This is a genomic window from Pseudomonas fluorescens (assembly GCF_018614655.1).
GTDB lineage: Bacteria > Pseudomonadota > Gammaproteobacteria > Pseudomonadales > Pseudomonadaceae > Aquipseudomonas > Aquipseudomonas fluorescens_BX.
This window is the reverse complement of record NZ_JAGGOG010000018.1, coordinates 25,962-51,387: the sequence shown is the minus strand read 5'-3', so window position 1 is coordinate 51,387 and position 25,426 is coordinate 25,962. Positions and strand designations below refer to the sequence as shown.

The window sequence follows — 25,426 nt, the reverse complement described above, 5'->3', positions numbered from 1 at the left end:
CCGTAGACAAGCAGGCCACTACTGTGTGTATCGGTCAGGCGCTGACCCGCGCCTCACTGGCCAGTCGTGTAATCGCCAGGTCCAGTTCATCCAGGGCCGCCATGGCCCTGGCGTCATCCTGCTTGAGCAGGGTTTCGGCCCGTTGGCAGGCTGCGCGCAATTGCGGGACGCCGCAGTAACGGGTGGCACCGTGCAGGCGGTGCACTCGTTCGATCAAGGCGTTGTGGTCGCTGGCTTCCCGGGCGATACGAATGGCTTCGCGGTCGGCTTCCAGGGAGGCCAGCAACATGGCAAGCATGTCGGCGGCCAAGTCGGCTTTGCCGGCCGCCAGGTGCAAACCTTCCTCGTGGTCGAGGACCGGCAGTTGAACCGCATGGACAACGGCTTCCGTACCGCGCTCCTGGCCTTGGTTGCGCAAGGCTAACCCCGTCCACTTCAACACTACCTGGGCCAGTTGCCGTTCACTGATGGGTTTGGTCAGGTAGTCATCCATGCCGCTTTGCAGCAGGGCACGCTTTTCGTTGGCCATGGCGTGGGCGGTGAGGGCGACCACCGGCAACGGTGTGCCGTGGCGCTCGCTTTCCCACTGGCGAATCGCTTCGGTGCTCTGGCGGCCGTCCATGCCAGGCATTTGCACGTCCATCAGCACCAGGTCGAAGGTTTCCTTTTTCACCGCGTCGATCGCGGCGTACCCGCTTTCCACCGCGAGGACCTTGGCGCCCATGTCTTCCAGCAGCGTTTGCACCAGCAGCAGGTTGGCCGGGTTGTCGTCGACGCACAGCACCCGTGGCGCGCGACTGGACAAGGGTTCGCCCGGTTCGCTGCGCATCGGGCGCGGGCTGATCAGGTCGGCCAGGGCCCGTCGCAGTTTGCGGGTACAGGCCGGCTTGGCCTGCAACTGGCTGTTGGGGTTGGGGACCGACTCGTTGAACAGCATCTGTTCGGTGGTGGGGCACAGCACCAGGACCTTGCAGCCCAAGTGTTCGAGGTCCCAGAGATGCTGGTTAAGGCGTTCCGGCGGAATGTCATTGGCGGTGATGCCCAGTACGGCCAGGCCAATTTCCTGTTCGGTCTGATGGGCACTGGTGATGCCGTTGGTCAGACTCTCCAGGGTGTTGAACAGGGTCACTTCCAGGCCGCAGTCTTCCAATTGATGTTGCAGGGCCTGGCGCGCCAGTTCGTGGTTTTCCAGCACGGCCACGCGTCGACCCAGCAGCGGCGGGGAGGGCAGGTCTTCGGCATCGTCACGGGTTTTTGGCAGGTTGAGGCTGATCCAGAATTCCGAACCTTCTCCTGGTGTACTTTCGACGCCGATTTCGCCGCCCATCTGTTCGATCAGACGCTTGGAAATCACCAGGCCCAGACCGGTGCCGCCGGGTTGTCGGGACAGCGAATTATCGGCTTGGCTGAACGCCTGGAACAACGCCCGCACATCCTGATTGGACAGGCCGATGCCGGTGTCCTGGACACTGATGCGCAGTTGCACGCTGTCTTCCTGCTCGTCTTCGAGCATGGTGCGGGCGACGATGGTGCCTTCGCGGGTGAACTTGATCGCGTTGCTGACCAGGTTGGTCAGAATCTGCTTGAGCCGCAATGGGTCGCCCACCAGGGCCAACGGCGTGTCGCGGTAGACCAGGCTGACCAGTTCCAATTGCTTGGCATGGGCGGCCGGGGCGAGGATGGTCAAGGTGTCTTGCAACAGGTCACGCAGGTTGAACGGGATGCTGTCGAGCACCAGTTTGCCGGCTTCGATTTTCGAGAAATCGAGAATTTCGTTAATGATCCCCAACAGGTTGTCGGCGGATTTTTCGATGGTCCCCAGGTAATCCAACTGACGGGGCGACAGCTCGCTTTTCTGCAACAGGTGGGTGAACCCCAGGATGCCGTTCAGCGGCGTGCGGATTTCATGGCTCATGTTGGCCAGGAATTCCGATTTGATACGGCTGGCCTCCAGGGCCTCCTTGCGGGCCAGGTCCAGCTCGATGTTCTGGATCTCGATGGTTTCCAGGTTTTGCCGCACGTCTTCGGTGGCCTGGTCGATGCTGTGTTGCAATTCTTCCTGGGCGTTTTGCAGGGTCTCGGCCATGCGGTTGATGCCTGAGGCCAGTTGATCCAGTTCCTGGCTGCCCAGCGGTGGCAGGCGGGTTTCCAGGTTGCCGTCCTTGAGTTGGGCGACGGCTTGTTTGATCTGGCCTATGGGTGAGTTGATCGTGCGGCTGATGCGCAGGGCCAATGCGGCGGTGCAGATCAGGCCGATGGCGATCAACAGCAGGCTGGCAAACAGGCTGCGATAGCCGCGCAGCAACATGCCGTTGTGGGAAAGCTCCAGCTCGACCCAGCCCAGCAGGCGGTCGGCCTCATCGGGAATCAGTTCGCCGGCCAGGTTGCGATGGCGGCCAAAGACCGGCAGCAGATAGCGGGTTGCATCATTGCCGGTGCGCTGCAACAGGTGAGAGCTGTTGCCAATGGGCGGCTGATTGAGCATGGTCGGGCCGGCGTGGGCCAGGGGCGTGCGGTCCGGCCCAAGGAAGGACACGGCGCGTACGTCTGCTTGTTCCAGGGATTGGGTGGCAATGCGTTCCAGCAGGTCAGTGTTCTTGGTGCCCAGGGCGGGGGCCACCAGAGGTGCCAGTTGTTCGGCAATCATCTCGCCGCGATTGAGCAACTGCGTCTGCAGCTCCGACAGCTGCATCCAGGTGAAATAGCCACCCAGCAGCAACGCCATCAGGCTGGTAGGCAATAAGGTCAGCAACAGTACGCGGCCTTTTATCCCCATTCTTCTAAGCACGCCACTCTCCTGCTACCACGCTGTTGTCGAATTCTGCGCAGGCATCCAGCCCGCGCCACCTGCGCAGTGTAGCCATTTGCGCGGTGTGGAATCTTGCAAATTAATGACGTGAGGCAAACATCGGGCCATTGAACGCCCGGTGGCGGTTGCCTAGGGCCAGGCAATCTTGAATAATCAGTCATTGAGAATGACTTGCAGACGCTAATGAATCCTGTAGCAATTGGCCTTCCCAGCATCCTGACCATTGAAGATGATCCCGTACTGGGCGCTTATGTCCATGAGCAACTGGGGCGTTGTGGTTTCCAGGTGACCTGGTGCCAGAACGGCCAGGCAGGTCTGAAATTGGCCCGCGAGCAAGCCTTCGACGTGGTGTTGATGGATATTCTGCTGCCGGGCATGGACGGTCTGTCGGTCCTCACCCATTTGCGCCAGAGCCATTCGATCCCGGTGATCCTGATGTCGGCCCTGGGAGCGGAAGCCGACCGCATCAGCGGCTTTCGCCTGGGGGCGGATGATTATCTGCCCAAGCCGTTCAGCATGATCGAGCTGCGGGTGCGCATTGAGGCGATTCTGCGGCGGGTGGCTTTGGACCGGCGACCTCTACCGGCCCTCGCCGCAGTACGTAACGATGCCAGCAGCCTGCGTTTTGACGATGAACTGTGCGACGTCTTTCACCAGGAACAATGGGCCGGTTTGACCCGCAGTGAATACCGCCTGCTGGAGACCTTGCACCGCAATGGTGAAGAGGTGCTCAGCAAGGCATTCCTTTATCAGCATGTGTTGCAGCGTGGCTATGCGCCCCATGATCGTAGCCTGGACATGCACGTCAGTCAGATCCGCCGCAAGCTCAAGACCATCGGTTATACCGAGCGTGAAGTACGCACCGTGTGGGGCAAGGGCTACGTGTTGAGTGGTCTCGATGAAGGGGCTTGAATGTTCACTCAAGCGACTGCCGGGCAAGCACTCGTTATTCTGGAAGCTGGCCTGCCTGTTGATTGCCTTTTGTCTGCTGATGATCTGGCTCAGTTGGTCATGGGGCCGCTATATGGAGCAGCAGGGCGCCTTTCTGTCGGAGGAGGCGCGTGCCACTTTGAGCGGATATGCGGCCGGTGCGGAACGGGCCTGGAACACCGGGGGCAGTACCGGCGTGGATGCCTGGCTGCAAACGATGGGCACGCGTGAGTCCACCTGGCTGGGGGTGATCGGCAACGACCTGCAATCCTTGAGCAGCTCCCCCCTGTCCGACAAGGAAAGCCAACGCCTGACCTTTCTGCGGGGCCTGGACTGGCCCGTGAGCCGCCACGCCAAGGGTCTGCCGTGGCTGAAAATCCCGTTTCCTGTTGATCCCGGCGCTGGTGTGTTGGTCATCGAATTGCCGCAACGGTTTATGCCTGGGCGCTATCAGTTGTTCTGGCGCGTGGTCACCAATGGGGTGATCCCCGGGTTGTTCACTTTATTGCTGTGTGTGGGGCTCTATCGACTGCTGATCATGCCCCTCAACCACCTGCGCGAGCAGGCCAATGCCTGGCGTGCTGATCAACTGGCCACCCGTCTGTCCCATGACGCCACCAGCCGTCAGGATGAGCTGGGTGAACTGGGTCGTGCCTTCGATCACATGTCCGAGCGGCTGCAAAGTACGGTGGCCCTTCAGCAACAGTTGTTGCGCGACCTGTCCCATGAACTGCGCACGCCGTTGAGTCGCCTGCGGGTGGCTTGTGACAGCGAGCAGGATCTGCCGCAGTTGCGTGAACGTTTGGGGCGGGAAATCGACGGTATGCAGCGCCTGGTGGAGGACACCCTGCAACTGGCCTGGCTGGACACTGAGCGTGCGCCGCCGCCTCAGGAAGACATCCAGGTCCAGGCCTTGTGGGACATGCTCAGGGAAAACGCCTGCTTTGAAAGCGGCTGGCCTGTTTCACGCTTGCAGTGCGGGTTGGAAGCCGATTGCTGGGTGCGCGGCCACCTGAATTCCCTGGCCCAGGCTCTGGAAAATATCCTGCGTAATGCTATTCGGCACTCGCCGGAGGCGGGGATTGTGCGTCTGGATGGGCGTTGCGAAGGGAGCGAGTGGCACTTGTGGCTGCAAGATCAGGGTGGGGGCGTCGATGAGGAAGAACTGGAGCGGATCTTCGAACCGTTTACCCGGTTGGATGGCTCTCGCCCCGGAGATGGCGGCTTCGGCCTGGGCTTGAGCATTGCCCGCAACGCCGTACAGCGCCAGGGTGGTCGCTTGTGGGCAGAAAACACCGGGCAGGGCTTGCGGGTGCATATGCGTTTGTCGGCCCGATAGCGTCAGGGTTTGCGCAGTTTGCGCTTCTTCCATTGCCGCGCGACCCACCAGCGCCAATACAGCATGGTCAAGCAGTAACCCAGGGCGCCCAGTACCAACCCCATCACCACCGAACCCAGCAGGAAGGGCTGCCAGAGTGTCGACAACTGCCCGCTGATCCATTCCCAGGTCAGTTCGTCGGGAAGGCTGCGGGGCGGGAGGTTCATCAGCCATGCCCCAGTCATGTAGGTGCAGAGGAATATCGGCGGCATGGTGATCGGGTTGGTCAGCCACACCAGGCTCACCGCAATGGGCATATTGCCGCGCACCGCGATGGCCAGGACGGCGGCCAACAGCATTTGCAATGGCATGGGAATAAACGCCGCGAACAGACCGACCGCCATAGCGCGGGCAACCGAATGCCGATTGAGGTGCCAGAGGTTCGGGTCATGCAGCAACTTACCGAGAAAGCGTAAGGATTTGTGTTCCCTGATACTGGTTGGATCGGGCATGTACCGTTTGAATAAGCGCCGTGGCATAAGGGGTCCAGGTCAGTTCGAGGGGCAAGTATGACCGCATTTTACGTACAGGAAATTCAGACTTTGTGACAAAAGATCATAGTCTGCGCCGTGGGGGCAGCTAACACTGATGGGTCACTTTCAAGGAATGATCCATGAGAACAGGGATGTTCGCACTCGCAGTGGGGTTGCTTGTCCTGCGTTTTTTGCCGGCATTGCCGTCGACGGGCTGGCTGCTGGCCATGCCGATGTTGGCATTGATGCTGTTACCGTTTCGCACCTACCCATTGGCGTTTTTCCTGCTGGGGTTGAGCTGGGCTTGCCTTAGTGCGCAGTGGGCCCTGGATGACCGGCTGAGGCCCTCGTTGGACGGGCAGACCCGCTGGCTGGAGGGCCGGGTCACCGGGTTGCCGCAACAGGCCGACGGGGTGGTGCGCTTTGAACTGGCCGACAGCCGGTCACGCAAGGATTTGCTGCCCAAACGTATCCGCGTGACCTGGCATGGCGGGCCGCCGGTTCATAGCGGCGAGCGTTGGCGCCTGGCGGCCACGCTCAAGCGTCCTTCCGGGTTGCTCAATGGCCATGGCTTTGACTATGAGGCCTGGCTGTTGGCCCAGCGTATTGGTGCCACCGGTTCGGTCAAAGACGGCCAGCGTCTGGCACCTGCCCGGCATGCTGTGCGCGACTCGATCCGCCAGCGTCTGTTGACGGTGGATGCGCAGGGCCGCGAGGCAGGTCTGGTGGCGCTGGTGCTGGGGGATGGTTCGGGCTTGGCGTCGCAGGATTGGCGGACGTTACAGGACACGGGCACCGTCCACCTGCTGGTGATTTCCGGCCAGCATATCGGGTTGTTGGCGGGGTTGATCTACGGGCTGGTGGCCGGTCTGGCCCGTTATGGCTGCTGGCCCATGCGGTTGGCGTGGTTGCCCTGGGCGTGTGGCCTGGCGTTTGCCGCCGCGCTGGGGTATGGCTTGCTGGCGGGGTTTCAGGTACCGGTGCAGCGGGCCTGTGTCATGGTGGGGCTGGTATTGCTGTGGCGCCTGCGCTTTCGTCACCTGGGGATTTGGTGGCCGCTGTTGCTGGCACTCAATGGCGTGTTGATCCTGGAACCGCTGGCCAGCCTGCAGCCGGGGTTCTGGCTATCGTTTGCTGCCGTCGCTGTACTGATCCTGGCCTTCAGCGGCCGATTGGGCCCCTGGAGTCCCTGGCAAACCTGGACCCGGGCCCAATGGTTGATTGCCATCGGCCTGTTCCCGGTGCTGCTGATACTGGGGTTGCCCATTAGCCTCAGCGGGCCGTTGGCCAATCTGTTTGCCGTGCCGTGGATCAGCCTGGTGGTGTTGCCGTTGGCGCTGTTGGGGACCGTGTCATTGCCTTTGCCCCTTATAGGCGAGGGTTTGTTGTGGCTGGCGGGTGGTGCGCTCGATTGGCTGTTCCGGGGCCTGGACCTGTTGGCGCAACGCTTGCCGGCCTGGACGCCCGCCGAGGTGCCCATCGGCTATTGGCTGGTGAGCCTGTTGGGCGCGGTGTTGTTGTTGCTGCCCAAGGGCGTGCCGTTTCGCCTGTTGGGTTGGCCGATGTTGCTGTTGGCGGTGTTCCCCCCGCGTGAATCGGTGCCTCACGGCCAGGTTGATGTCGTGCAACTGGACGTCGGGCAAGGGCTGGCGATCATGCTCCGTACCCGCAACCACACGCTGCTGTACGACGCCGGGCCTCGGTTTGGCGAATTTGACCTTGGCGCGCGGGTGGTCCTGCCTGCATTACGCAAGTTCGGTGTCACAGCGCTGGACGTGATGCTGCTCAGTCACGCCGACGCCGACCATGCTGGTGGTGCGGCAGCTATTGCCCAAGGGCTGCCGATCAAGCGGGTGGTGGGCGGGGAAACCGATAGGCTGCCGGCCTTTCTGGGCGTTCAACCGTGTATCAGCGGGGAGCAGTGGGAGTGGGACGGCGTGAAGTTCGAGTTGTGGCAATGGCCGGACGCGGCCAGCGGTAACCAGAAGTCCTGTGTGTTGCAGGTGCAGGCCAAGGGGGAGCGACTGCTGTTGACCGGTGATATCGACCGCGATGCCGAACGGGCGCTGCTGGCCACTTCGCTGGCGGTGCGCACCGATTGGCTGCAAGCCCCCCACCATGGTAGCCAGAGTTCCTCTTCATGGCCGTTTCTCCAGCAGCTCGCGCCCACGGCGGTGCTGATTTCACGGGGGCGTGGTAACGCCTTCGGGCATCCTCATCCCCTGGTCGTGGCGCGTTATCAGGCGCTGGGCAGCGCGATTTATGACAGCGCCGAGCAGGGAGCGCTACGCTTGCAACTGGGCACCTTCCAGCCACCGGTCGCCGCTCGCAGTCAACGTCGCTTCTGGCGCGAACTCCCACCGCAATCCGGCGTTACCAAAGACCGGGTGCCTGCGACATGATGCACGTGGGCGGGCTAGCCCTTCCTGGGGAGCCTCTATGCTAAAGTGGCGCACTTTTTCGAGGGGGCATTCACTGTGTGGGAATTGGTCAAATCCGGCGGCTGGATGATGTTGCCGATCATTTTGAGTTCCATCGCCGCACTCGGCATCATCGCTGAACGTCTGTGGACCCTGCGGGCCAGTCGTGTGACCCCGGAGCATCTGCTGGGGCAGGTCTGGGGCTGGATCAGAGACAAGAAGCTGGACAAGGCCAAACTCAAGGAACTGCGAGCCGATTCACCCCTTGGGGAAATCCTTGCCGCAGGCCTGGCCAACTCCAAGCACGGTCGCGAGATCATGAAGGAGTGCATCGAAGAGGCCGCTGCGCGGGTCATCCATGAGCTGGAGCGCTATATCAACGCCCTGGGCACCATCGCGGCCATGGCGCCGCTGCTCGGGCTGCTGGGTACGGTGCTGGGCATGATCGATATCTTCTCCTCCTTCATGGGCTCGGGCATGACCACCAACGCCGCTGTATTGGCGGGGGGGATTTCCAAGGCCTTGATCACCACGGCGGCGGGCCTGATGGTGGGTATTCCTTCGGTGTTCTTCCACCGCTTCCTGCAACGCCGGATCGATGAACTGGTGGTGGGCATGGAGCAGGAAGCCATCAAGCTGGTGGAAGTGGTGCAGGGTGACCGTGACGTGGACCTGGTTGAGGGCAAAGCGTGAAATTTCGCCGCAAGCAACGGGAAAACGTCGATATCAACCTGGCGTCGTTGATCGACGTGGTGTTTATCCTGCTGCTGTTTTTTGTCGTCACCACCACGTTTACTCGGGAAACCCAACTGCGGGTCGACCTGCCGGAAGCGGTCACCGGCTCACCTGCCGAAGACCAGCAGGCCAAGCAGTTGGACATCGCCATCAGCGCCGATGGCATCTTCTCGGTAAATAACCAGTTGCTGGAGAAAAACGATTTGGCCGGCTTGATGGACGCGCTGCAGAAAGAGTCCGGCGGTGATACCAGCCAACCACTGTCCATCAGCGCCGACGGCAAGACCCAGCACCAGGCCGTGATCACCGCTATGGATGCCGCCGGCAAGCTCGGTTTCAGCCATTTGCGCATGACCACTGTCGAGGCGGCGAAGCAACCCTGATGGCCATGTCCGATCGTTTGCTCAATGCCTGGTACGCCGGCCATCCGGCCCTCACGCTCTTGCGGCCTTTGGAGTGGCTCTATCGCCGGGTGGTGCGGCGCAAGCGTGAGCGCTTCCTGGTGGGCGAGGGAGAGATCTACCAGTCACCGGTGCCGTTGATCGTGGTCGGTAATATCACCGTCGGCGGCACTGGCAAGACGCCATTGATTCTCTGGCTGATTGATCACTGCCAGCGCGCCGGTTTGCGCGTGGGTGTGGTCAGCCGTGGTTATGGCGCCAAGCCGCCGCAGTTGCCCTGGCGCGTGGAAGCCAGCCACAGCGCTGAAGTGGCGGGGGATGAACCCTTGCTGATCGTTCAGCGCAGCGGCGTGCCGCTGATGATCGATCCCGACCGTAGTCGTGCGGTGCAGGCGTTGCTGGCCAGCGAGACGCTGGATCTGATCCTGTCCGACGATGGCCTGCAACATTACCGTCTGGCCCGTGACCTGGAACTGGTGTTGATTGACGCCGCCCGAGGCCTGGGCAATGGCCGTTGCCTGCCTGCCGGCCCGTTGCGCGAGCCGATCGAGCGTTTGCAAAGTGTCGACGCGCTTCTTTATAACGGCGCGGGCTCGGACCGTGACGATGGTTTTGCCTTCCGTCTGCAGCCCAGTGCACTGGTCAACCTGCAAAGCGGTGAGCACAAGCCCGTCGACTATTTTCCGGTAGGGCAGCGCGTTCACGCCGTGGCGGGTATCGGTAACCCGCAACGTTTCTTCAATACCCTTGAAACGCTACACTGGCTGGCGCTACCCCATGCGTTTGCCGACCACGCGCCTTACAGCGCCGAGGTCCTGAATTTCACACCCGCATTGCCTCTGGTCATGACTGAAAAGGACGCGGTGAAGTGCCGCGCCTTTGCCCAGCCCGACTGGTGGTACCTTGCGGTGGATGCGGCACCGTCACCGGCGTTCATCGCCTGGTTCGACACGCAGCTGATGCGTTTACTGCCCGCCCGTCTTTTGCCTTAAAACGTTGCTCTCCAGGAAACATTCATGGACACCAAACTGCTCGACATCCTCGCTTGCCCGATCTGCAAAGGCCCACTCAAGCTCAGCGCCGACAAAACCGAGCTGATCAGCAAGGGCGCCGGCCTGGCTTACCCGATCCGCGATGGCATCCCGGTGATGCTGGAAAGCGAAGCCCGCACCCTGACCACCGACGAGCGCCTGGATAAATGACCACCGCCTTCACCGTTGTCATTCCGTCCCGCTACGCCTCCACCCGTCTGCCGGGCAAACCCCTGCAGATGATCGGCAACAAGCCGATGATTCAGTTGGTCTGGGAGCAGGCCTGCAAGAGCAGCGCCGAGCGTGTGGTCGTGGCCACCGATGACCTGCGCATCATCGAAGCCTGCAAGGGCTTTGGCGCCGAAGCGGTGTTGACGCGCGAAGATCACAATTCCGGCACCGACCGCCTGGCCGAAGTGGCCACGCAGCTTGGATTGGCACCCGACGCCATTGTGGTCAATGTGCAAGGTGACGAACCGCTGATCCCGCCAGGCGTCATCGACCAGGTGGCCGCCAACCTCGCGGCCCATGGCGAAGCACGCATGGCGACCCTGGCCGAGCCGATCGAAGACATTCAAACCCTGTTCAACCCGAACGTGGTGAAAGTGGTCAGCGACATCAATGGCCTGGCACTGACCTTCAGCCGCTCCACCCTGCCGTGGGCGCGGGATGACTTCGCCAGGAATCCTGATGTGTTGCCGGCTGGGGTGCCTTACCGCCGCCACATCGGCATCTATGCCTACCGCGCCGGTTTCCTCCATGACTTTGTCAGTTGGGGCCCGTGCTGGCTGGAAAACACCGAGTCCCTGGAGCAACTGCGTGCCTTGTGGCACGGCGTGCGGATCCATGTGGGCGACGCCCTGGAAGCGCCACCGGCCGGTGTCGACACGCTTGAAGACCTCGAGCGCGTGCGCCGCCTGCTGGGGGCTTGATGGAAGTTCTGTTCGTCTGCCTGGGCAACATTTGTCGCTCGCCTACCGCCGAAGGCGTATTGCGCCACAAGCTGCGTGAAGCGGGGTTGGCAGCTCAGGTCGAAGTGGCCTCCGCCGGCACCGGTGAGTGGCACATTGGCAAGGCACCGGACAAGCGCAGCCAGCGCGCAGCGTTGCAGCGGGGCTACGATTTGTCGGCCCAGCGTGCCCAGCAGGTGTCCCGTGCCGACTTTTCCCGGTACGACCTGATCCTGGCCATGGACCACAGCAACCTGCGTAACCTTAAGGCGATGCAACCAGCCCAAGGCAAAGCGCAGTTGGACCTGTTCTTGCGCCGCTACGACTCGGTGGTGGATGAAGTGCCAGACCCGTACTACGAGGGCGAGCAAGGGTTCGAACAGGTATTGGACCTGATCGAGCGCGCCTGTGATTTGTTGGTGATTGAATTGAAGGGACGGTTATGACCTTGCACGTGCAAGCGCAGGTTTCGCTCAAGCCGTTCAACAGCTTTGGCATTGATGTGCGCGCCAGGTTGTTTGCACAGGCCCACAGTGACGCGGATGTGCGTGAGGCCTTGGCCTATGCGGCCGGGCAACAACTGCCATTACTGGTGATTGGCGGCGGCAGCAACCTGCTGCTGACCCAGGACATCGATGCGGTGGTGTTGCGCATGGCCACCCAGGGTATTCGGGTGCTTCATGATGATGGCGTGCAGGTCGTGGTCGAAGCCGAAGCTGGCGAAGCCTGGCATCCGTTTGTGCTGTGGACCCTGGAACACGGCTTTTCCGGCCTGGAAAACCTCAGCCTGATTCCCGGCACGGTCGGGGCGGCACCGATGCAGAACATCGGCGCCTACGGTGTAGAGATCAAGGACGTGTTTTGCGGCCTGACCGCCCTGGATCGCCAGACCGGCGAACTGCGGGACTTCAGCCTGGCTGAATGTAACTTTGCTTACCGTGACAGCCTGTTCAAGCACGAAGTCGGGCGCTGGCTGATCCTGCGGGTGCGTTTTGCCCTGAGTCGCGCTGTGCACTTGAAGCTGGAATATGGTCCTGTGCAGCAGCGACTGACTGAACAGGGGGTTACCCTGGCGACGCCCAGCGATGTCAGTCGGGCGATTTGCAGCATTCGCAGCGAGAAACTGCCAGACCCCGCAGTGCTGGGCAACGCGGGCAGTTTCTTCAAGAACCCACTGGTTTCCCAGGCGCTGGCTGCCGAGTTGCAGGGCTTATACCCGGACCTGGTGGCTTACCCTCAGGCGGACGGGCAGATGAAACTGGCCGCCGGCTGGTTGATCGACAAGGCCGGCTGGAAAGGCTTTCGCGAGGGGGATGCCGGTGTGCATCGCTTGCAGGCCCTGGTATTGGTCAACTACGGTGGCGCCACGGGGTTGGAGATTTCCAACCTGGCGCAACGGATCCAGCAGGACATCGCCCAGCGCTTCAAGGTTGACTTGGAAATGGAGCCCAACCGCTATTGAGCTAAGCTTCTTTTTGGACTGATCGAGCCCTGCATTGCAGGGCTTTTTTGTTCTCTTCACACCGTAATGCCAGGTGAGTTAACTTAGCTGACTAACGATGCTTTTTTTACTTTAGAGATGCCGTTCACCAAAGGCCCAGTGAAGATCCGTCTTCACAAGAGAGCCCGATTAGCCTGAGCCATCTGCATGAACCGATTCCGCTTGCCTCAAGCGGCAGATTGCTCGACCCCATAACCCAATAAATATGCGGGCGTGCCCATGATTACCCTGAAGCTCAACGGTCAAGACCATCCACTGGACGTCACTGAAGATATGCCGCTGTTATGGGCGATCCGTGACGTGGCAGGTTACAACGGCACCAAATTCGGTTGCGGCATGGGCCTGTGCGGCGCGTGCACCATTCATGTCGACGGCTCCCCGGCCCGCAGTTGCATTACCCCGATTGGCTCGGTCAAAGGCCAGAATGTCAGCACCATCGACAACCTGCACAACGACCCGATCGGCCAGGTGGTCCAGCAAGCCTGGCTGGACACCGCCGTGGCCCAGTGCGGTTACTGCCAGGGCGGGCAGATCATGTCCGCCACTGCACTGCTGAAAACCAACCCAAACCCCAGCGACGAGCAAATTGAAGAGGCGATGGTCGGCAATATTTGCCGCTGCGGCACCTACAACCGCATCAAGACCGCGATCCGCCAGGCCGCTACTCATTTGCAGGAGGCCAAGGCATGAGCCGGTTACCCGCTGATTTCGTCCTGAACAACCTCAGTCGCCGCGGCTTTCTCAAAGGCGTTGGCGTCACCGGTGCCTTGGTTGTCGCTGCCAGTTGGGGCTTGCCGGATGCGTTTGCCGAAGAGGTGAAGCAATATGGCGGTGACGCCATGCCCCATGGCGTGATCGATGATCCCAAGGTTTACGTCAGTATTGCCACTGACGGTACCGTGACCGTGATCTGCAACCGTTCGGAAATGGGCCAGGGCGTGCGCACCAGCCTGACCATGGTGGTGGCCGATGAGCTGGAGGCTGATTGGGCACTGGTGAAAGTCCAGCAGGCGCCCGGTGATGAAGTGCGCTTCGGCAATCAGGACACCGATGGCTCACGCAGCATGCGTCACTGGTATGAGCCGATGCGCCGTTGCGGCGCGGCTGTGCGAACCATGCTGGAGTTGGCCGCTGCTGAACAGTGGAAGGTCCCGGTGGGCGAGTGCCATGCGCAGTTGCATAAAGTGATTCACCAACCCAGCGGTCGTGAATTGGGTTATGGCGCCCTGGCCGCTGCGGCTGGCGCACTGGCAGTCCCGGCGCGGGACAGCCTGCGTCTCAAGCAACCCTCGGAGTTTCGTTACATCGGTAAAGAAGGCACCAAGGCCATTGATGGTGCCGACATCGTCAACGGCCGGGCGGTCTACGGTGCCGATGTGCATTTTGACGGCATGCTCTATGCCACCATTGCGCGGCCGCAGGTCTATGGTGGCAAGGTCAAATCCTTCGATGCCAGCGCGGCGCTGAAAGTCCCGGGTGTGGTCAAGGTCCTGGAAATCGAAAGCCGGCCACTGCCGTCGGAGTTCCAACCCTTGGGCGGCGTGGCGGTGATCGCCAGCAATACCTGGGCGGCGATCAAGGGGCGTGAGGCCTTGAAGATCGTCTGGGATGACGGTGTCAACGCCGGCTACAACTCCATCGACTACCGCAAGGAACTGGAAGCCGCCGCTTTGAAACCCGGCAAAGTGGTGCGCAACACGGGCAGCATCGACCAGGCCCTGGGCGACGCCGACAGCACCCTGGAAGCTGCCTACTACTTGCCACACCTGTCTCAGTCGCCGATGGAACCGATGGTGGCCATTGCCCGTTATGACAAGGGGCAATGTGAAGCCTGGGCTCCCAGCCAGGCACCCCAAGTGACCCGCGAGCGGATTGCCGAGCGGTTGGGCCTTCCGTTCGATAACGTCACCTTCAATGTCACGCTGTTGGGCGGGGGCTTTGGGCGTAAATCGAAACCGGATTTCATCGTCGAGGCCGCCGTACTGGCCAAGGAGTTCCCGGGCAAGGCCGTGCGTGTGCAGTGGACCCGTGAAGACGATATCCATAACTCCTATTTCCATACCGTGTCCGCCGAGTACCTCAAGGCCGGCCTGAACAAGGACGGCATGCCGTCGGCCTGGCTGCACCGTACGGTGGCGCCGAGCATCACCGCATTGTTTGCCCCAGGCATGAACCATGAGGCGCCGTTCGAGTTGGGCATGGGCTTTACCAACATGGCCTACGCGATCCCCAATGTGCGTCTGGAAAACCCCGAGGCGGCGGCTCATACCCGGGTGGGTTGGTATCGCTCGGTGTCGAACATTCCTCACGGCTTTGCGATCCAGAGCTTTGTCGATGAGTTGGCCCATAAGGCCGGCCAGGATCCGCTGAAATACCAACTCAAACTCTTGGGCCCGGACCGTCAGATCGATCCCAGGACCCTGAGTGACGAATGGAACTATGGCGAATCCCCTGAGCGTTATCCCATCGATACCGCACGGTTGCGTGGTGTGCTGGAAACCGCCGCCAAGGCCGCCGGTTGGGGTCGCACTTTGCCCAAAGGGCGTGGCTTGGGCCTGGCGGTGCATTACAGCTTCGTCACTTATGTGGCAGCGGTGATCGAGGTCGAAGTCAAAGATGACGGCGCCCTGATCGTGCACAAGGCCGACATCGCCGTGGATTGCGGCCCGCAGATCAACCCGGAACGTATTCGCTCGCAGTTCGAAGGCGCCTGCGTCATGGGCCTGGGCAATGCGGTGTTGGGGGAAATCAGCTTCAAGGACGGCAAGGTCCAGCAGGACAACTTCCATATGTACGAAGTGGCGCGCATGTCCCTGGCGCCCAAGGAAGTGGCGGTGCACCTGGTGACCCCAAAAGGCGACGTGCCCCTGGGCGGTGTCGGTGAGCCGGGTGTGCCGCCCATTGCGCCGGCCCTGTGCAACGCGATCTTTGCCGCCACCGGCAAGCGCATCCGTAACCTGCCGGTGCGTTATCAGTTGCAGGGTTGGCAGGAGGTGAAGGCCTGATGGACAGTGTCGATCTGAATGTCCTGCGCAGCGTGCTGGAGTGGCGCCGCGCCGGACAACGGGTGGTGCTGTACAGCGTGGTTCAGACCTGGGGCAGCGCCCCCCGGCCACCGGGGGCCATGCTGGCCTTGCGCGGGGATGGGGTGGTTATCGGCTCGGTCTCCGGCGGTTGCATCGAGGATGACCTGATCGCCCGCTTGCAGGATGGTCGCTTACCTGAAGACGGGCCGCCGGTGCAATGGGTGACTTACGGCGTAACCCGCGATGAAGCGGCACGTTTTGGACTGCCCTGTGGCGGGACCTTGCGCCTGATCGAAGAGCGCGTCGGCGATCCGGCGTGGGTGGCTGAACTGCTGGCGCGTTGTGAGGCCCATGAGATTGTCGCCCGGGAGTTGGACCTGACCACTGGCGACGTGACCTTGAACGGCGCGAGCAAGACCGACACGCTGACGTTCGACGGTGAGCGCCTGCGAACCATTTATGGGCCGCGCTGGCGTTTGTTGTTGATCGGCGCCGGCCAGTTGTCGCGCTACGTGGCGGAAATGGCCCGGCTGCTGGATTTCGAAGTATTGATCTGCGACCCGCGCAAGGAGTTTGTCTACGGTTGGGAGGAGCAGCACGGACGCTTCGTGCCGGGCATGCCCGATGAGGCGGTGCTGAACATCCAGACGGACGAACGCACCGCAATTGTTGCGCTGACCCATGATCCGCGCCTGGACGATATGGCGCTGCTCACCGCGTTGAACTCCAGGGCGCTTTACATTGGCGCCCTGGGTTCGCGGGTCAATAGTCAAAAGCGTCGGGAAAACCTCGCGGCGTTGGGCCTGGCACCACAAGCGATTGAGCGCCTGCATGGGCCTATCGGTTTGCACATCGGCAGCCATACGCCAGCAGAGATTGCGCTGTCGTTGATGGCGCAGATTGTGGCCATCAAGAATGGCGTGGATCTGTTGCAGAAGAAGCCGTTGCAGGTGACGGTCAGTTGAGGGGGCCAATTACCGCGATTATCCTGGCGGCGGGGCAGGGCAGTCGTTTTCGGGCGCAGGTGGATCAGGACAAGCTGCTGGCACCTTGTGTGGGTCTTGATGGCGCTACGCGGCCGGTGATTGAGCAGGTGTTGGTCAATCTGCCGGCTAATGTTGCCAAACGCTGGGTGGTCACGTCGCCTGATCGATCCGAAGTCATTCGCCTGGCGCAGGCCCATGACTGTGAAGTGTTGCTTGTGTCCTCGACAGGCATGGGCGACAGCATCGCGGCGGCGGTAGCGGCCAGTGGTGCTTGCGAAGGGTGGTTGGTGGTACTGGGCGACATGCCGTTTGTCTTGTCTTCGAGTATCGAGCAAGTGGTGGATGGGGTTGAGCAGGACGGCATCAGCGTTCCAGTGCATGAGGGCCAGTATGGTCACCCCGTAGGGTTTGGCCGTTCGTTCGGACCTGCCCTGATGGCGCTGACTGGGGATAGAGGCGCAAAGCCCTTGTTTGCCCAGGCCTTGGTGCTGGAAGTGTCGGTCGATGATCCGGGCGTGCTGTGGGATGTGGATGTGCCAGAGGCATTGCATTATCAGTAATGGAGAGCAGACATAAAAAAGCCCCGCCTGATCACTCAGGCGGGGCTTTTTAGTAGCCGATGGAATCAGGCGAGGGGTTTAGGCTCGTGCTCTTCTTCCAGGGCTTTAGGGTTGTGCTCGACCACTTCCTCAACGGAACGCAGGTTCTCGTCGATGGCAGGGGCGGTGTGCTCAACCACGGCTTCAACTGCCGGGGCGGATGCCTCGACGACTTCAGCCACAACCGGTGCAACTTCGGCAACGACCGGAGCCGCAGCGGCAGCCAGTTCGGCTTCCTTCTGCAGACGTTCGGCTTCACGCTTGCGACGGCGTACTTCACGCGGGTCGTTCGGCGCACGACCGTTTTCGGTCAGGGCGCTGACAGGGGCGGCTTCTACCACTGGAGTGGCTTCGGCAACGACTGGCGCTTCTACGACTGGCGCTGGTTCGGCAACAACGGCGACTGGCTCGGCAGCAACCACTTCAGCGACAGGCGCTGGAGCTTCTTCCACGACCGGAGCAGGGGCTGGTGTTTCGACAACAGCGGCTGGCTCGGCAGTCCACTGGAATGCGGTCTGTTCTTCGCGAACTTCACGCACTTCAGGTGTCGACTCGGCTACTGGCGCTTCGACGGCAGCTTCAACCACTGGCTGTTGCTCGGCAACCACCACTGGTTCGGCAACCACTTCAACTTCCGGCAGGGCTTCGCGAACTTCACGAACCGGTGCAACTTCCACTTCCGGAACCGCTGGGGCTTCGACTGGAGTCGTTGCTTCAACCACTGGTGCTTCAACGACAGGCGTCTCTACAACAGTGTGTTCCTGGACAGCAGCGGTAGCGCGTTCGGCTTGCTCATTGGCCTGGGCTTCAGCCGGTGCGCTGATGACCGAGCTGGCAACCGCAGCGGTAACGGCCAGGCCGGCAGCCAGTTCGGCGCCAGTTGGTTCGCTGGTGTTGTCTTCAGTGGCTTCGCCGGTCTCTTCCGAGCCTTCGATCACGTTGCCGTTGGCATCACGTTGACGCTCGCGACGGTTGCTGCGACGACGCTGGCCACGGGAGCGGCGGCGTGGGCGATCGCCTTCGGCGTGCTCCTGACCGTCTTCCTGTTGCTGCTCGTCGTTGGACAGCAGTTCTTCTTCTTCGCTGGCGGCTGCGGCTTGCTCGGCGCGAGGTTGACGCTCTTCACGCGGTGGGCGTGGAGCACGTTCTTCACGAGGCTGACGAGCCGGGCGTTCTTCGGCAGTGGCGGCAGCGGCCACGGCTGGAGCTGCATCCAGAGGCTCGCGCAGTTCACGCACGCGTTCTTCACGCTCGCCACGTGGCTTGCGGTCTTCACGAGGTGCGCGTGGTGCACGCTCTTCGCGAGGGGCACGTGGTGCACGTTCCTCACGGGCTACGGCCGGGGTTTCTTCACGGGCTTCGCGAGGCTGACGCTCTTCACGTGGTGCGCGTTCTTCACGCGGAGCACGTTCTTCGCGAGGCTTGCGCTCTTCGTCACGGCGACCGTTGCGGTTACGGCTCTGCTGGCGACCGTTGCGACGCTCTTCGTTGCGGGCAGGGCGTTCGGTAGCAGGTTTTTCGGCCACAGCCGGAGCAACCGGCTCTTCCTTGGTTGCGAACAGGCTGACCAGCGACTTCACCAGACCTTTGAACAGGCTTGGCTCAGGCATGGCGGCTGGCGCGGCAACTGGCGCTGCGGCTTCAACCGGAACCGGTGCGTTGGCACGGGCCGGTGCGGTCTTGACGGCGGCTTCCTGGCGAACCAGGGTGCGGGTCGCAGCGGCTGGCTGGACTTCTTCCACTTCGGCAGCGGCAGCAGCGATTTCGTAGCTGGACTGATTGGTGTGGGCTTCCGGGCTGTCATCACGCAGGCGCTGCACTTCGAAGTGCGGCGTCTCGAGGTGATCGTTCGGCAGGATGACGATGCGGGCACGGGTGCGCAGTTCGATCTTGGTGATCGAGTTGCGTTTTTCGTTGAGCAGGAACGCGGCCACCGGGATCGGCACTTGTGCGCGAACTTCGGCAGTGCGGTCTTTCAGGGCTTCTTCTTCGATCAGGCGCAGGATCGCCAGGGACAGCGATTCAACGTCACGGATGATGCCGGTGCCGTTGCAACGCGGGCAGACGATACCGCTGCTTTCGCCCAGGGATGGACGCAGGCGTTGGCGGGACATCTCCAGCAGGCCGAAGCGCGAGATACGGCCGACTTGTACGCGGGCACGATCGGCTTCCAGGCATTCACGGACTTTTTCTTCCACGGCGCGCTGGTTCTTGGCCGGGGTCATGTCGATGAAGTCAATGACGATCAGGCCACCGATATCACGCAGGCGCAGTTGGCGGGCGATTTCTTCAGCCGCTTCCAGGTTGGTCTGCAGGGCGGTTTCTTCGATGTCGCTGCCTTTGGTGGCGCGCGCCGAGTTGATGTCGATGGACACCAGGGCTTCGGTCGGGTCGATAACGATGGAGCCGCCGGAAGGCAGTTCGACGACGCGCTGGAAGGCGGTCTCGATCTGGCTTTCGATCTGGAAACGGTTGAACAGCGGAACGCTGTCTTCGTACAGTTTGATCTTGCTGGCGTACTGCGGCATCACTTGGCGGATGAAGGTCAGGGCTTCGTCCTGGGCTTCAACGCTGTCGATCAGCACTTCGCCGATGTCCTGGCGCAGGTAATCGCGGATGGCACGGATGATCACGTTGCTTTCCTGATAGATCAGGAATGGCGCGGAACGGTCCAGGGACGCTTCTTTGATAGCGGTCCACAGTTGCAGCAGGTAGTCGAGGTCCCACTGCATTTCTTCGCTGCTGCGGCCAAGGCCGGCAGTGCGCACGATCAGGCCCATGTCGGCCGGAGCGATCAAACCGTTCAGTGCCTCACGCAGTTCGTTGCGCTCTTCACCTTCGATGCGGCGGGAAATACCACCGGCACGCGGGTTGTTCGGCATCAGAACGAGATAGCGGCCAGCCAGGCTGATGAAGGTGGTCAGGGCTGCGCCCTTGTTGCCACGTTCTTCTTTTTCCACCTGAACAATGACTTCCTGGCCTTCGCTCAGGACGTCCTTGATGTTCACGCGGCCTTCCGGGGCTTTCTTGAAGTATTCGCGGGAGATTTCTTTGAGGGGCAGGAAGCCGTGGCGCTCGGAGCCGAAATCGACAAAGGCAGCCTCAAGGCTTGGTTCGATGCGAGTAATCCGGCCTTTATAGATGTTGGCCTTCTTCTGCTCGCGTGCACCGGATTCGATGTCCAGGTCGTAGAGGCGTTGGCCATCTACCAGTGCAACACGCAACTCTTCGGGTTGAGTTGCGTTAATCAGCATTCTTTTCATGTTGTACCGTCGGTTTCCGGGCTGCCGGAAACGGCGTTCGGCACACACGACTTCTCACGGTCGGTGTCAGGTGCGTCAAGAGTGGTTGGCCACTCCAGTGTCCAGCAAAACCCGCCAATGTGGGCCGGTATCGCGACGGACGCGTCCTGCTTGTTAGCGGTGGTGACAAAGGCACCACTTCAACAAAAGCTAAGGTCAGGAGGAGGAATCAACCGGCGACTGTGGACGAGATGAAGCGTCTAAATATAAGCCTAGTGCTACACGGTCCGACGGTTGTGCATCTCCACCCTACACGTATCCCTGATAATTCGGGTGCTGCCGCGCGCAGAATCCGCAGCGGGTTGGCATTTACCGTGTTCTCCAATGGGGAGAACACGCTCATGGCTAAACAAGACCGGGTGTGGGCGACTGTGCTCTCACTCAGCTCGTAACAGGCGTTGTTTCCGAAGCATTCGCCGTGGTCTGGCTCAAGACTGACTGCACTTTGTGAACTGGCCGTAAATATCGGCGCAAAAGGCGAGTATCTACTCTGCTTTTTGCACTCGCTTCAGGCCTCATGTCACCTGCGCTTGTTACAATCTCGAGCCTTCCAGGGTGGCGAAAGCCCCGTAGGACGGCCTCGCGTCCTGATGAATTGCGATGGTCAGGGCCGGCAGTTTGCCGCTAGTCCTCTGTCCAGGCCGCTTTTGGCGGCGTTCGCGACTATAGCAGCAATGATTAAGTGCTTCAATTCCATAAAAAATTGTTATCATCGCCGCCATGACGACTACCGCCCCCCAGACCCCCAGCGTCCAGCTGCTTGAGGTCTCGCCGGAATATGCCGGCCAACGCATCGACAACTTTCTTCTTGCCAGGCTCAAAGGCGTGCCCAAGACCTTGATTTACCGCATTTTGCGTAAAGGCGAAGTGCGCGTGAACAAGGGCCGGATCAAGCCCGAGTACAAGCTGCAGGCGGGCGATATCGTCCGTGTGCCGCCGGTACGGGTGCCTGAGCGTGACGAGCCGGTCCCTCTGGCCCAAGGGCTGTTGCAGCGCCTTGAAGCGTCGATTGTCTTCGAAGACAAGGCGCTGATTGTGATCAACAAGCCTTGCGGTATCGCCGTTCACGGCGGCAGCGGCCTCAACTACGGGGTGATCGAAGCCTTTCGTCAGTTGCGCCCGGACGCCAAGGAGTTGGAGCTGGTGCATCGCCTGGATCGCGACACTTCCGGGCTGTTGATGATCGCCAAGAAGCGCAGCATGTTGCGCCATCTGCACGCCGCCCTGCGCGGAGATGGCGTGGACAAGCGCTACATGGCGCTGGTACGTGGCAATTGGGCAACCTCCATCAAGAGCGTCCGTGCGCCGCTGCAGAAGAGCAATCTGCGTTCCGGTGAGCGCATGGTCGAGGTGGACGAGGAGGGCAAGGAGGCGCTGACCCTGTTCAAGGTGCTGCGTCGCTTCGGTGACTTCGCCACGATGGTCGAAGCCAAGCCGGTTACCGGTCGTACCCATCAAATTCGCGTCCATACCCTGCATGCTGGCCACGCGATCGCCGGAGATACCAAATACGGCGACGAGGATTTCTCCAAGGAGATCCGAGATCTGGGTGGCAAACGCCTGTTCCTGCACGCCTACATGCTGACCGTGCCGCTGCCTGATGGTGGCGAGTTGAAGCTGCAAGCGCCTGTCGATGACATGTGGGCCAAGACCGTGGAGCGCCTGAGTGTCGCGCCTTGACTACAAGCTGCTGATCTTTGATTGGGATGGCACGCTGTGCGACTCCATTGGTCGGATTGTCGAGTCGATGCACATGGCGTCGGCGCGTTCGGGGTATGAGCTGCGGGACGACCTGGCGGTCAAGGGCATTATTGGTCTGGGGCTGCCAGAAGCGATTCGCACCCTGTACCCGGACATTGGCGACGATGAGCTGGTGGTGTTTCGTCAGCACTATGCCGATCATTACCTTGCCCTGGAAGCTGAGCCTTCGCCCTTGTTTGACGGGGTGGTGCAGTCTATGGAGGCCTTCCGTGCCGAGGGGTATCACCTGGCGGTAGCTACCGGCAAGGCGCGTCGCGGGCTGGATCGGGTGCTCAAGGCTCATGGCTGGGAAACGTATTTCGATGTCACCCGTGCGGCGGACGAAACCGCCAGCAAGCCCCATCCGCTGATGCTGGAGCAGATCCTCGCCCATTGTGGCGTATCTCCTCGGCAGGCGTTGATGGTGGGCGATGCGTCGTTCGACCTGATGATGGCGCGCAACGCCGGGATGGACTCCGTGGCGGTCAGCTACGGTGCCCAGTCTGCCCAGGCCTTGCAGGTGTACGAGCCCAGGCTGACGATTGACTGCTTTTCTGAATTGCAGGCCTGGCTCAGTCAGGCCAATTAAGTCTTTGTTGGGGTGGATGGCATGACCGATGAGTGGAAAGCGCCTGAAAAGGCCAATACCGATAGCAATGACGACAAAAGCTGGAAGCTGCTGGAAAAAACCTTGCTGGCCAGCGTCCAGGAGCAGCGTCGTTCGCGACGGTGGGGGATCTTTTTCAAGCTGCTGACCTTTGTTTATCTGCTGGGCATGCTGGCGCTGTTCAGTCCACTGATGGATATGGAAAAAAGCGCCACCCGTAGTGGCGGTTACACTGCGTTGATCGAGGTGCGCGGGGTGATTGCCGATAAGGAGTCCGCCAGCGCCGATAATATCGTTAGCAGCCTGCGGGCAGCCTTTGAGGATTCCAAGGTCAAGGGCGTGATCCTGCGCATCAACAGCCCGGGAGGCAGTCCGGTACAGTCAGGTTATGTGTATGACGAGATCCGTCGTCTGCGCAGCTTGCACCCGGACATCAAGTTGTACGCGGTGATTTCCGATCTGGGTGCTTCGGGTGCCTATTATATCGCCAGCGCCGCTGACCAGATTTACGCCGACAAGGCCAGCCTGGTGGGTTCCATTGGTGTGACGGCGGCCGGTTACGGCTTTGTCGGCACCATGGAGAAGCTGGGTGTTGAGCGTCGGACATACACCTCTGGCGAGCATAAGTCGTTCCTGGATCCGTTCCAGCCGCAAAAGGCTGATGAAACCCAGTTCTGGCAGGGCGTGCTGGATACCACTCATCGGCAATTCATCGCCAGCGTCAAGCAGGGGCGGGGTGATCGACTCAAGGATAAAGACCATCCTGAACTGTTCTCCGGGTTGGTCTGGTCTGGCGAGCAAGCACTGCCACTGGGTTTGATCGATGGTCTGGGCAGTGCCAGTTCAGTGGCGCGGGATGTGATTGGCGAGAAAGAGCTGGTGGATTTCACGGTTGAGGAATCGCCGTTTGACCGCTTCTCCAAGAAGCTCGGTGCCAGCGTGGCTGAGAAGCTGGCGCTGTATATGGGCTTCCAGGGGCCGACGCTGCGCTGAGATCTCAAGCCTGGTGTAGGTCAAAGTGTGGGAGGGGGCTTGCTCCCGATAGCAGTGGGTCAGTGACAGATAAATTGACTGATCCACCGCCATCGGGAGCAAGCCCCTCCCGCATTTGGTTTGCGATGTATTCAGGGGATTTGCACGCCTTCGGCCAACAGCATATCCACCAATCGAATCAGCGGCAGGCCCACCAGGCTGGTGGCGTCTGGCCCTTCGGTGCGTTGAAACAGGCTCACCCCCAGGCCTTCGGCCTTGAAGCTGCCAGCGCAGTCGTAGGGCTGTTCGGTTCGCAGGTAGCGCTCGATGCGCGCCACGTCCAGTGTGCGCATGTGCACGGTGAAGGGGACGCAGTCGACCTGGATGCGTCCGGTGTCGCTGTTCAACACTGCCAGGCCGGTCAGAAAGCTGACTTGCTGGCCACTGGCTGCCAGCAACTGCTCGCGTGCCTTCTCAAAGGTGTGAGGCTTGCCGATGATCTGCCCGTCGAACGTTGCCACCTGATCGGAGCCGATAATAAGATGAGCTGGATGACTGCCGGTAAGCGCCCGGGCTTTTTCCTCGGCCAAGCGCTTGACCAGCTCCACGGCCGTCTCGTTCGTGCGGTGGCTTTCGTCGATATCCGGTGAGCTGCAGGTGAACGGCAGGTGCAGGCGGTTCAACAATTCCCGGCGATAAACCGAGCTGGAAGCGAGTAATAAAGGCAGCATGGACGTCTCCTCAGGGCAGTCGCGAATTCTAGCGAGGTGGCCAGGTGACGGACAGGGCTGAATTTCCTTTGACATGGCCGGGTGCATCCCTATAATGCTGCGCCTATGTTGAATGACCCGATTCCACCTCACGTTGACCCGCGCAAATTGGCTGATCGTGGCACCACCCTTCAAGGTGAAGTGCTGCTGGCCGATTTGGAGAGACTCTGCGACCCGCTTTCCGACAATGTCGGTACGGTGCAGGCTAAATTCGTTTTTGAACGAGATGAACGTAAATCTGTGGTAATTCACAGCTTTATCGACACTGAAGTCAAAATGGTTTGCCAGCGTTGTCTTGAGCTGGTCACCCTGCCGATCCACAGCGAATGCAGTTATGCTGTGGTGAAAGAGGGTGCGAATACCCAGTCGTTGCCGAAAGGTTATGACGTGCTGGAACTGGGCGAAGATCCATTGGATCTGCATGCACTGATCGAGGAGGAGCTTCTGCTCGCCTTGCCCATTGTGCCTGCTCATCATCCGGAAGAATGCCAGCAGCCGGAGGGTCTCGATGACGAGGCCGAGCCGAGCGAGGACGAGGTAACGCGGTCCAACCCGTTCAGTGTATTGGCGCAGTTAAAGCGTGACCCAAACGTTTAGGAGTTAATCAATTATGGCTGTTCAGCAGAACAAAAAATCCCGCTCTGCCCGTGACATGCGTCGTTCCCACGATGCACTCGAGGCTAGCACCCTGTCCGTAGAAAAGACCACCGGTGAAGTTCACCTGCGTCACCACGTATCGCCAGAAGGCGTATACCGTGGTCGTAAAGTGATCGACAAGGGCGCTGACGAGTAATCA

23 protein-coding genes are annotated in these 25,426 nt (G+C 60.9%); 19 read left to right on the top strand and 4 right to left on the bottom strand.

Going from position 1 to position 25,426, the window contains the following annotated elements:
* Positions 1-34: 34 nt before the first annotated feature.
* The gene (locus J7E41_RS18225; protein ID WP_214994887.1) at positions 35-2,788 is read right to left on the bottom strand and encodes a response regulator; all 2,754 of its coding nucleotides are present in this window, start codon (positions 2,786-2,788) and stop codon (positions 35-37) included.
* Positions 2,789-2,992: 204 nt separating this feature from the next.
* Between J7E41_RS18225 and J7E41_RS18220 the strand changes: the two genes are divergently transcribed.
* Positions 2,993-3,721 carry a response regulator transcription factor gene (locus J7E41_RS18220; RefSeq protein ID WP_214994885.1) on the top strand — a complete coding sequence of 243 codons (729 nt, stop codon included), beginning with the start codon at positions 2,993-2,995 and terminating at the stop codon, positions 3,719-3,721.
* Positions 3,708-5,078, top strand: a complete 1,371-nt coding sequence (locus J7E41_RS18215; protein ID WP_214994883.1) for a sensor histidine kinase — start codon at positions 3,708-3,710, stop codon at positions 5,076-5,078. The genes J7E41_RS18220 and J7E41_RS18215 overlap by 14 nt, the downstream gene beginning before the upstream one ends.
* A gap of 2 nt (positions 5,079-5,080) precedes the next feature.
* On the opposite strand, the gene J7E41_RS18210 is transcribed toward J7E41_RS18215, so the two are convergent.
* Entirely contained in the window at positions 5,081-5,596 is a 516-nt protein-coding gene (locus J7E41_RS18210; RefSeq protein ID WP_214994881.1) for a DUF2062 domain-containing protein, read from the bottom strand.
* 146 nt (positions 5,597-5,742) lie between these two features.
* On the opposite strand from J7E41_RS18210, the gene J7E41_RS18205 reads away from it, so the two are divergent.
* The 12 genes from J7E41_RS18205 to J7E41_RS18150 all read left to right on the top strand — a co-directional run bounded on the left by J7E41_RS18205 (position 5,743) and on the right by J7E41_RS18150 (position 17,200).
* Positions 5,743-7,992, top strand: a complete 2,250-nt coding sequence (locus tag J7E41_RS18205; protein ID WP_251029560.1) for a DNA internalization-related competence protein ComEC/Rec2 — start codon at positions 5,743-5,745, stop codon at positions 7,990-7,992.
* A 75-nt stretch (positions 7,993-8,067) separates the two neighbouring features.
* Positions 8,068-8,703 carry a MotA/TolQ/ExbB proton channel family protein gene (locus J7E41_RS18200; RefSeq protein ID WP_214994877.1) on the top strand — a complete coding sequence of 212 codons (636 nt, stop codon included), beginning with the start codon at positions 8,068-8,070 and terminating at the stop codon, positions 8,701-8,703.
* Entirely contained in the window at positions 8,700-9,128 is a 429-nt protein-coding gene (locus J7E41_RS18195; protein WP_214994875.1) for an ExbD/TolR family protein, read from the top strand. Before J7E41_RS18200 ends, J7E41_RS18195 begins: the two co-directional genes overlap by 4 nt.
* Positions 9,128-10,138, top strand: a complete 1,011-nt coding sequence (lpxK, locus tag J7E41_RS18190) for a tetraacyldisaccharide 4'-kinase (protein ID WP_214994873.1) — start codon at positions 9,128-9,130, stop codon at positions 10,136-10,138. The genes J7E41_RS18195 and lpxK overlap by 1 nt, the downstream gene beginning before the upstream one ends.
* A gap of 24 nt (positions 10,139-10,162) precedes the next feature.
* A complete protein-coding gene (locus J7E41_RS18185) occupies positions 10,163-10,348 on the top strand; it encodes a Trm112 family protein (protein WP_003174668.1) in 186 nt (61 codons plus the stop codon).
* Positions 10,345-11,109 carry a 3-deoxy-manno-octulosonate cytidylyltransferase gene (gene kdsB / locus J7E41_RS18180; RefSeq protein ID WP_214994871.1) on the top strand — a complete coding sequence of 255 codons (765 nt, stop codon included), beginning with the start codon at positions 10,345-10,347 and terminating at the stop codon, positions 11,107-11,109. The genes J7E41_RS18185 and kdsB overlap by 4 nt, the downstream gene beginning before the upstream one ends.
* Positions 11,109-11,573, top strand: a complete 465-nt coding sequence (locus tag J7E41_RS18175) for a low molecular weight protein-tyrosine-phosphatase (protein ID WP_214994869.1) — start codon at positions 11,109-11,111, stop codon at positions 11,571-11,573. Before kdsB ends, J7E41_RS18175 begins: the two co-directional genes overlap by 1 nt.
* Positions 11,570-12,589 (top strand): UDP-N-acetylmuramate dehydrogenase, encoded by a 1,020-nt coding sequence (murB, locus tag J7E41_RS18170; RefSeq protein ID WP_214994867.1) that lies wholly within the window; start codon positions 11,570-11,572, stop codon positions 12,587-12,589. The genes J7E41_RS18175 and murB overlap by 4 nt, the downstream gene beginning before the upstream one ends.
* Positions 12,590-12,847: 258 nt before the next feature.
* A complete protein-coding gene (locus J7E41_RS18165) occupies positions 12,848-13,318 on the top strand; it encodes a (2Fe-2S)-binding protein (RefSeq protein ID WP_214994865.1) in 471 nt (156 codons plus the stop codon).
* Positions 13,315-15,633 (top strand): xanthine dehydrogenase family protein molybdopterin-binding subunit, encoded by a 2,319-nt coding sequence (locus J7E41_RS18160; protein WP_214994863.1) that lies wholly within the window; start codon positions 13,315-13,317, stop codon positions 15,631-15,633. The genes J7E41_RS18165 and J7E41_RS18160 overlap by 4 nt, the downstream gene beginning before the upstream one ends.
* Entirely contained in the window at positions 15,633-16,619 is a 987-nt protein-coding gene (locus J7E41_RS18155; RefSeq protein WP_214994861.1) for an XdhC family protein, read from the top strand. The genes J7E41_RS18160 and J7E41_RS18155 overlap by 1 nt, the downstream gene beginning before the upstream one ends.
* Positions 16,616-17,200 (top strand): nucleotidyltransferase family protein, encoded by a 585-nt coding sequence (locus tag J7E41_RS18150; protein WP_214994859.1) that lies wholly within the window; start codon positions 16,616-16,618, stop codon positions 17,198-17,200. Before J7E41_RS18155 ends, J7E41_RS18150 begins: the two co-directional genes overlap by 4 nt.
* A gap of 65 nt (positions 17,201-17,265) precedes the next feature.
* Here J7E41_RS18150 and rne read toward each other — a convergent pair whose 3' ends face one another.
* On the bottom strand, positions 17,266-20,502 hold the full coding sequence (rne, locus tag J7E41_RS18145; RefSeq protein WP_435304130.1) for a ribonuclease E: 3,237 nt from the start codon (positions 20,500-20,502) through the stop codon (positions 17,266-17,268).
* 759 nt (positions 20,503-21,261) lie between these two features.
* On the opposite strand from rne, the gene rluC reads away from it, so the two are divergent.
* The 3 genes from rluC to J7E41_RS18130 are packed head-to-tail and all read left to right on the top strand — an operon-like array spanning position 21,262 to position 23,881.
* Entirely contained in the window at positions 21,262-22,221 is a 960-nt protein-coding gene (gene rluC / locus J7E41_RS18140) for a 23S rRNA pseudouridine(955/2504/2580) synthase RluC (protein ID WP_214994855.1), read from the top strand.
* Positions 22,208-22,870, top strand: coding sequence for an HAD-IA family hydrolase (locus J7E41_RS18135; RefSeq protein ID WP_214994854.1), 663 nt, complete (start codon positions 22,208-22,210; stop codon positions 22,868-22,870). Before rluC ends, J7E41_RS18135 begins: the two co-directional genes overlap by 14 nt.
* Positions 22,871-22,891: 21 nt before the next feature.
* Positions 22,892-23,881: a S49 family peptidase gene (locus J7E41_RS18130; RefSeq protein WP_214994852.1), complete on the top strand. Its 990-nt coding sequence runs from the start codon at positions 22,892-22,894 to the stop codon at positions 23,879-23,881.
* A gap of 131 nt (positions 23,882-24,012) precedes the next feature.
* On the opposite strand, the gene J7E41_RS18125 is transcribed toward J7E41_RS18130, so the two are convergent.
* Positions 24,013-24,591, bottom strand: coding sequence for a Maf family protein (locus tag J7E41_RS18125; protein ID WP_214994850.1), 579 nt, complete (start codon positions 24,589-24,591; stop codon positions 24,013-24,015).
* 105 nt (positions 24,592-24,696) lie between these two features.
* Here J7E41_RS18125 and J7E41_RS18120 point away from each other — a divergent pair, with 105 nt between their 5' ends.
* Entirely contained in the window at positions 24,697-25,227 is a 531-nt protein-coding gene (locus J7E41_RS18120; protein WP_169355818.1) for a YceD family protein, read from the top strand.
* A 13-nt stretch (positions 25,228-25,240) separates the two neighbouring features.
* On the top strand, positions 25,241-25,423 hold the full coding sequence (gene rpmF / locus J7E41_RS18115) for a 50S ribosomal protein L32 (protein ID WP_003179396.1): 183 nt from the start codon (positions 25,241-25,243) through the stop codon (positions 25,421-25,423).
* The last annotated feature ends 3 nt before the right edge of the window (positions 25,424-25,426 follow it).

What these genes read in the sequence shown, in the direction of transcription:
- murB (WP_214994867.1), top strand. Translation starts at nt 11,570, where the DNA reads ATGACCTTGCACGTGCAAGCGCAGGTTTCGCTCAAGCCGTTCAACAGC.
- J7E41_RS18125 (WP_214994850.1), bottom strand. Translation starts at nt 24,591, where the DNA reads ATGCTGCCTTTATTACTCGCTTCCAGCTCGGTTTATCGCCGGGAATTG.
- J7E41_RS18160 (WP_214994863.1), top strand. Translation starts at nt 13,315, where the DNA reads ATGAGCCGGTTACCCGCTGATTTCGTCCTGAACAACCTCAGTCGCCGC.
- J7E41_RS18120 (WP_169355818.1), top strand. Translation starts at nt 24,697, where the DNA reads ATGTTGAATGACCCGATTCCACCTCACGTTGACCCGCGCAAATTGGCT.
- J7E41_RS18205 (WP_251029560.1), top strand. Translation starts at nt 5,743, where the DNA reads ATGTTCGCACTCGCAGTGGGGTTGCTTGTCCTGCGTTTTTTGCCGGCA.
- J7E41_RS18210 (WP_214994881.1), bottom strand. Translation starts at nt 5,596, where the DNA reads ATGCCACGGCGCTTATTCAAACGGTACATGCCCGATCCAACCAGTATC.
- J7E41_RS18130 (WP_214994852.1), top strand. Translation starts at nt 22,892, where the DNA reads ATGACCGATGAGTGGAAAGCGCCTGAAAAGGCCAATACCGATAGCAAT.
- lpxK (WP_214994873.1), top strand. Translation starts at nt 9,128, where the DNA reads ATGGCCATGTCCGATCGTTTGCTCAATGCCTGGTACGCCGGCCATCCG.
- rluC (WP_214994855.1), top strand. Translation starts at nt 21,262, where the DNA reads ATGACGACTACCGCCCCCCAGACCCCCAGCGTCCAGCTGCTTGAGGTC.
- rne (WP_435304130.1), bottom strand. Translation starts at nt 20,502, where the DNA reads ATGAAAAGAATGCTGATTAACGCAACTCAACCCGAAGAGTTGCGTGTT.
- rpmF (WP_003179396.1), top strand. Translation starts at nt 25,241, where the DNA reads ATGGCTGTTCAGCAGAACAAAAAATCCCGCTCTGCCCGTGACATGCGT.
- J7E41_RS18215 (WP_214994883.1), top strand. Translation starts at nt 3,708, where the DNA reads ATGAAGGGGCTTGAATGTTCACTCAAGCGACTGCCGGGCAAGCACTCG.
- J7E41_RS18175 (WP_214994869.1), top strand. Translation starts at nt 11,109, where the DNA reads ATGGAAGTTCTGTTCGTCTGCCTGGGCAACATTTGTCGCTCGCCTACC.
- J7E41_RS18185 (WP_003174668.1), top strand. Translation starts at nt 10,163, where the DNA reads ATGGACACCAAACTGCTCGACATCCTCGCTTGCCCGATCTGCAAAGGC.
- J7E41_RS18165 (WP_214994865.1), top strand. Translation starts at nt 12,848, where the DNA reads ATGATTACCCTGAAGCTCAACGGTCAAGACCATCCACTGGACGTCACT.
- J7E41_RS18155 (WP_214994861.1), top strand. Translation starts at nt 15,633, where the DNA reads ATGGACAGTGTCGATCTGAATGTCCTGCGCAGCGTGCTGGAGTGGCGC.
- J7E41_RS18220 (WP_214994885.1), top strand. Translation starts at nt 2,993, where the DNA reads ATGAATCCTGTAGCAATTGGCCTTCCCAGCATCCTGACCATTGAAGAT.
- kdsB (WP_214994871.1), top strand. Translation starts at nt 10,345, where the DNA reads ATGACCACCGCCTTCACCGTTGTCATTCCGTCCCGCTACGCCTCCACC.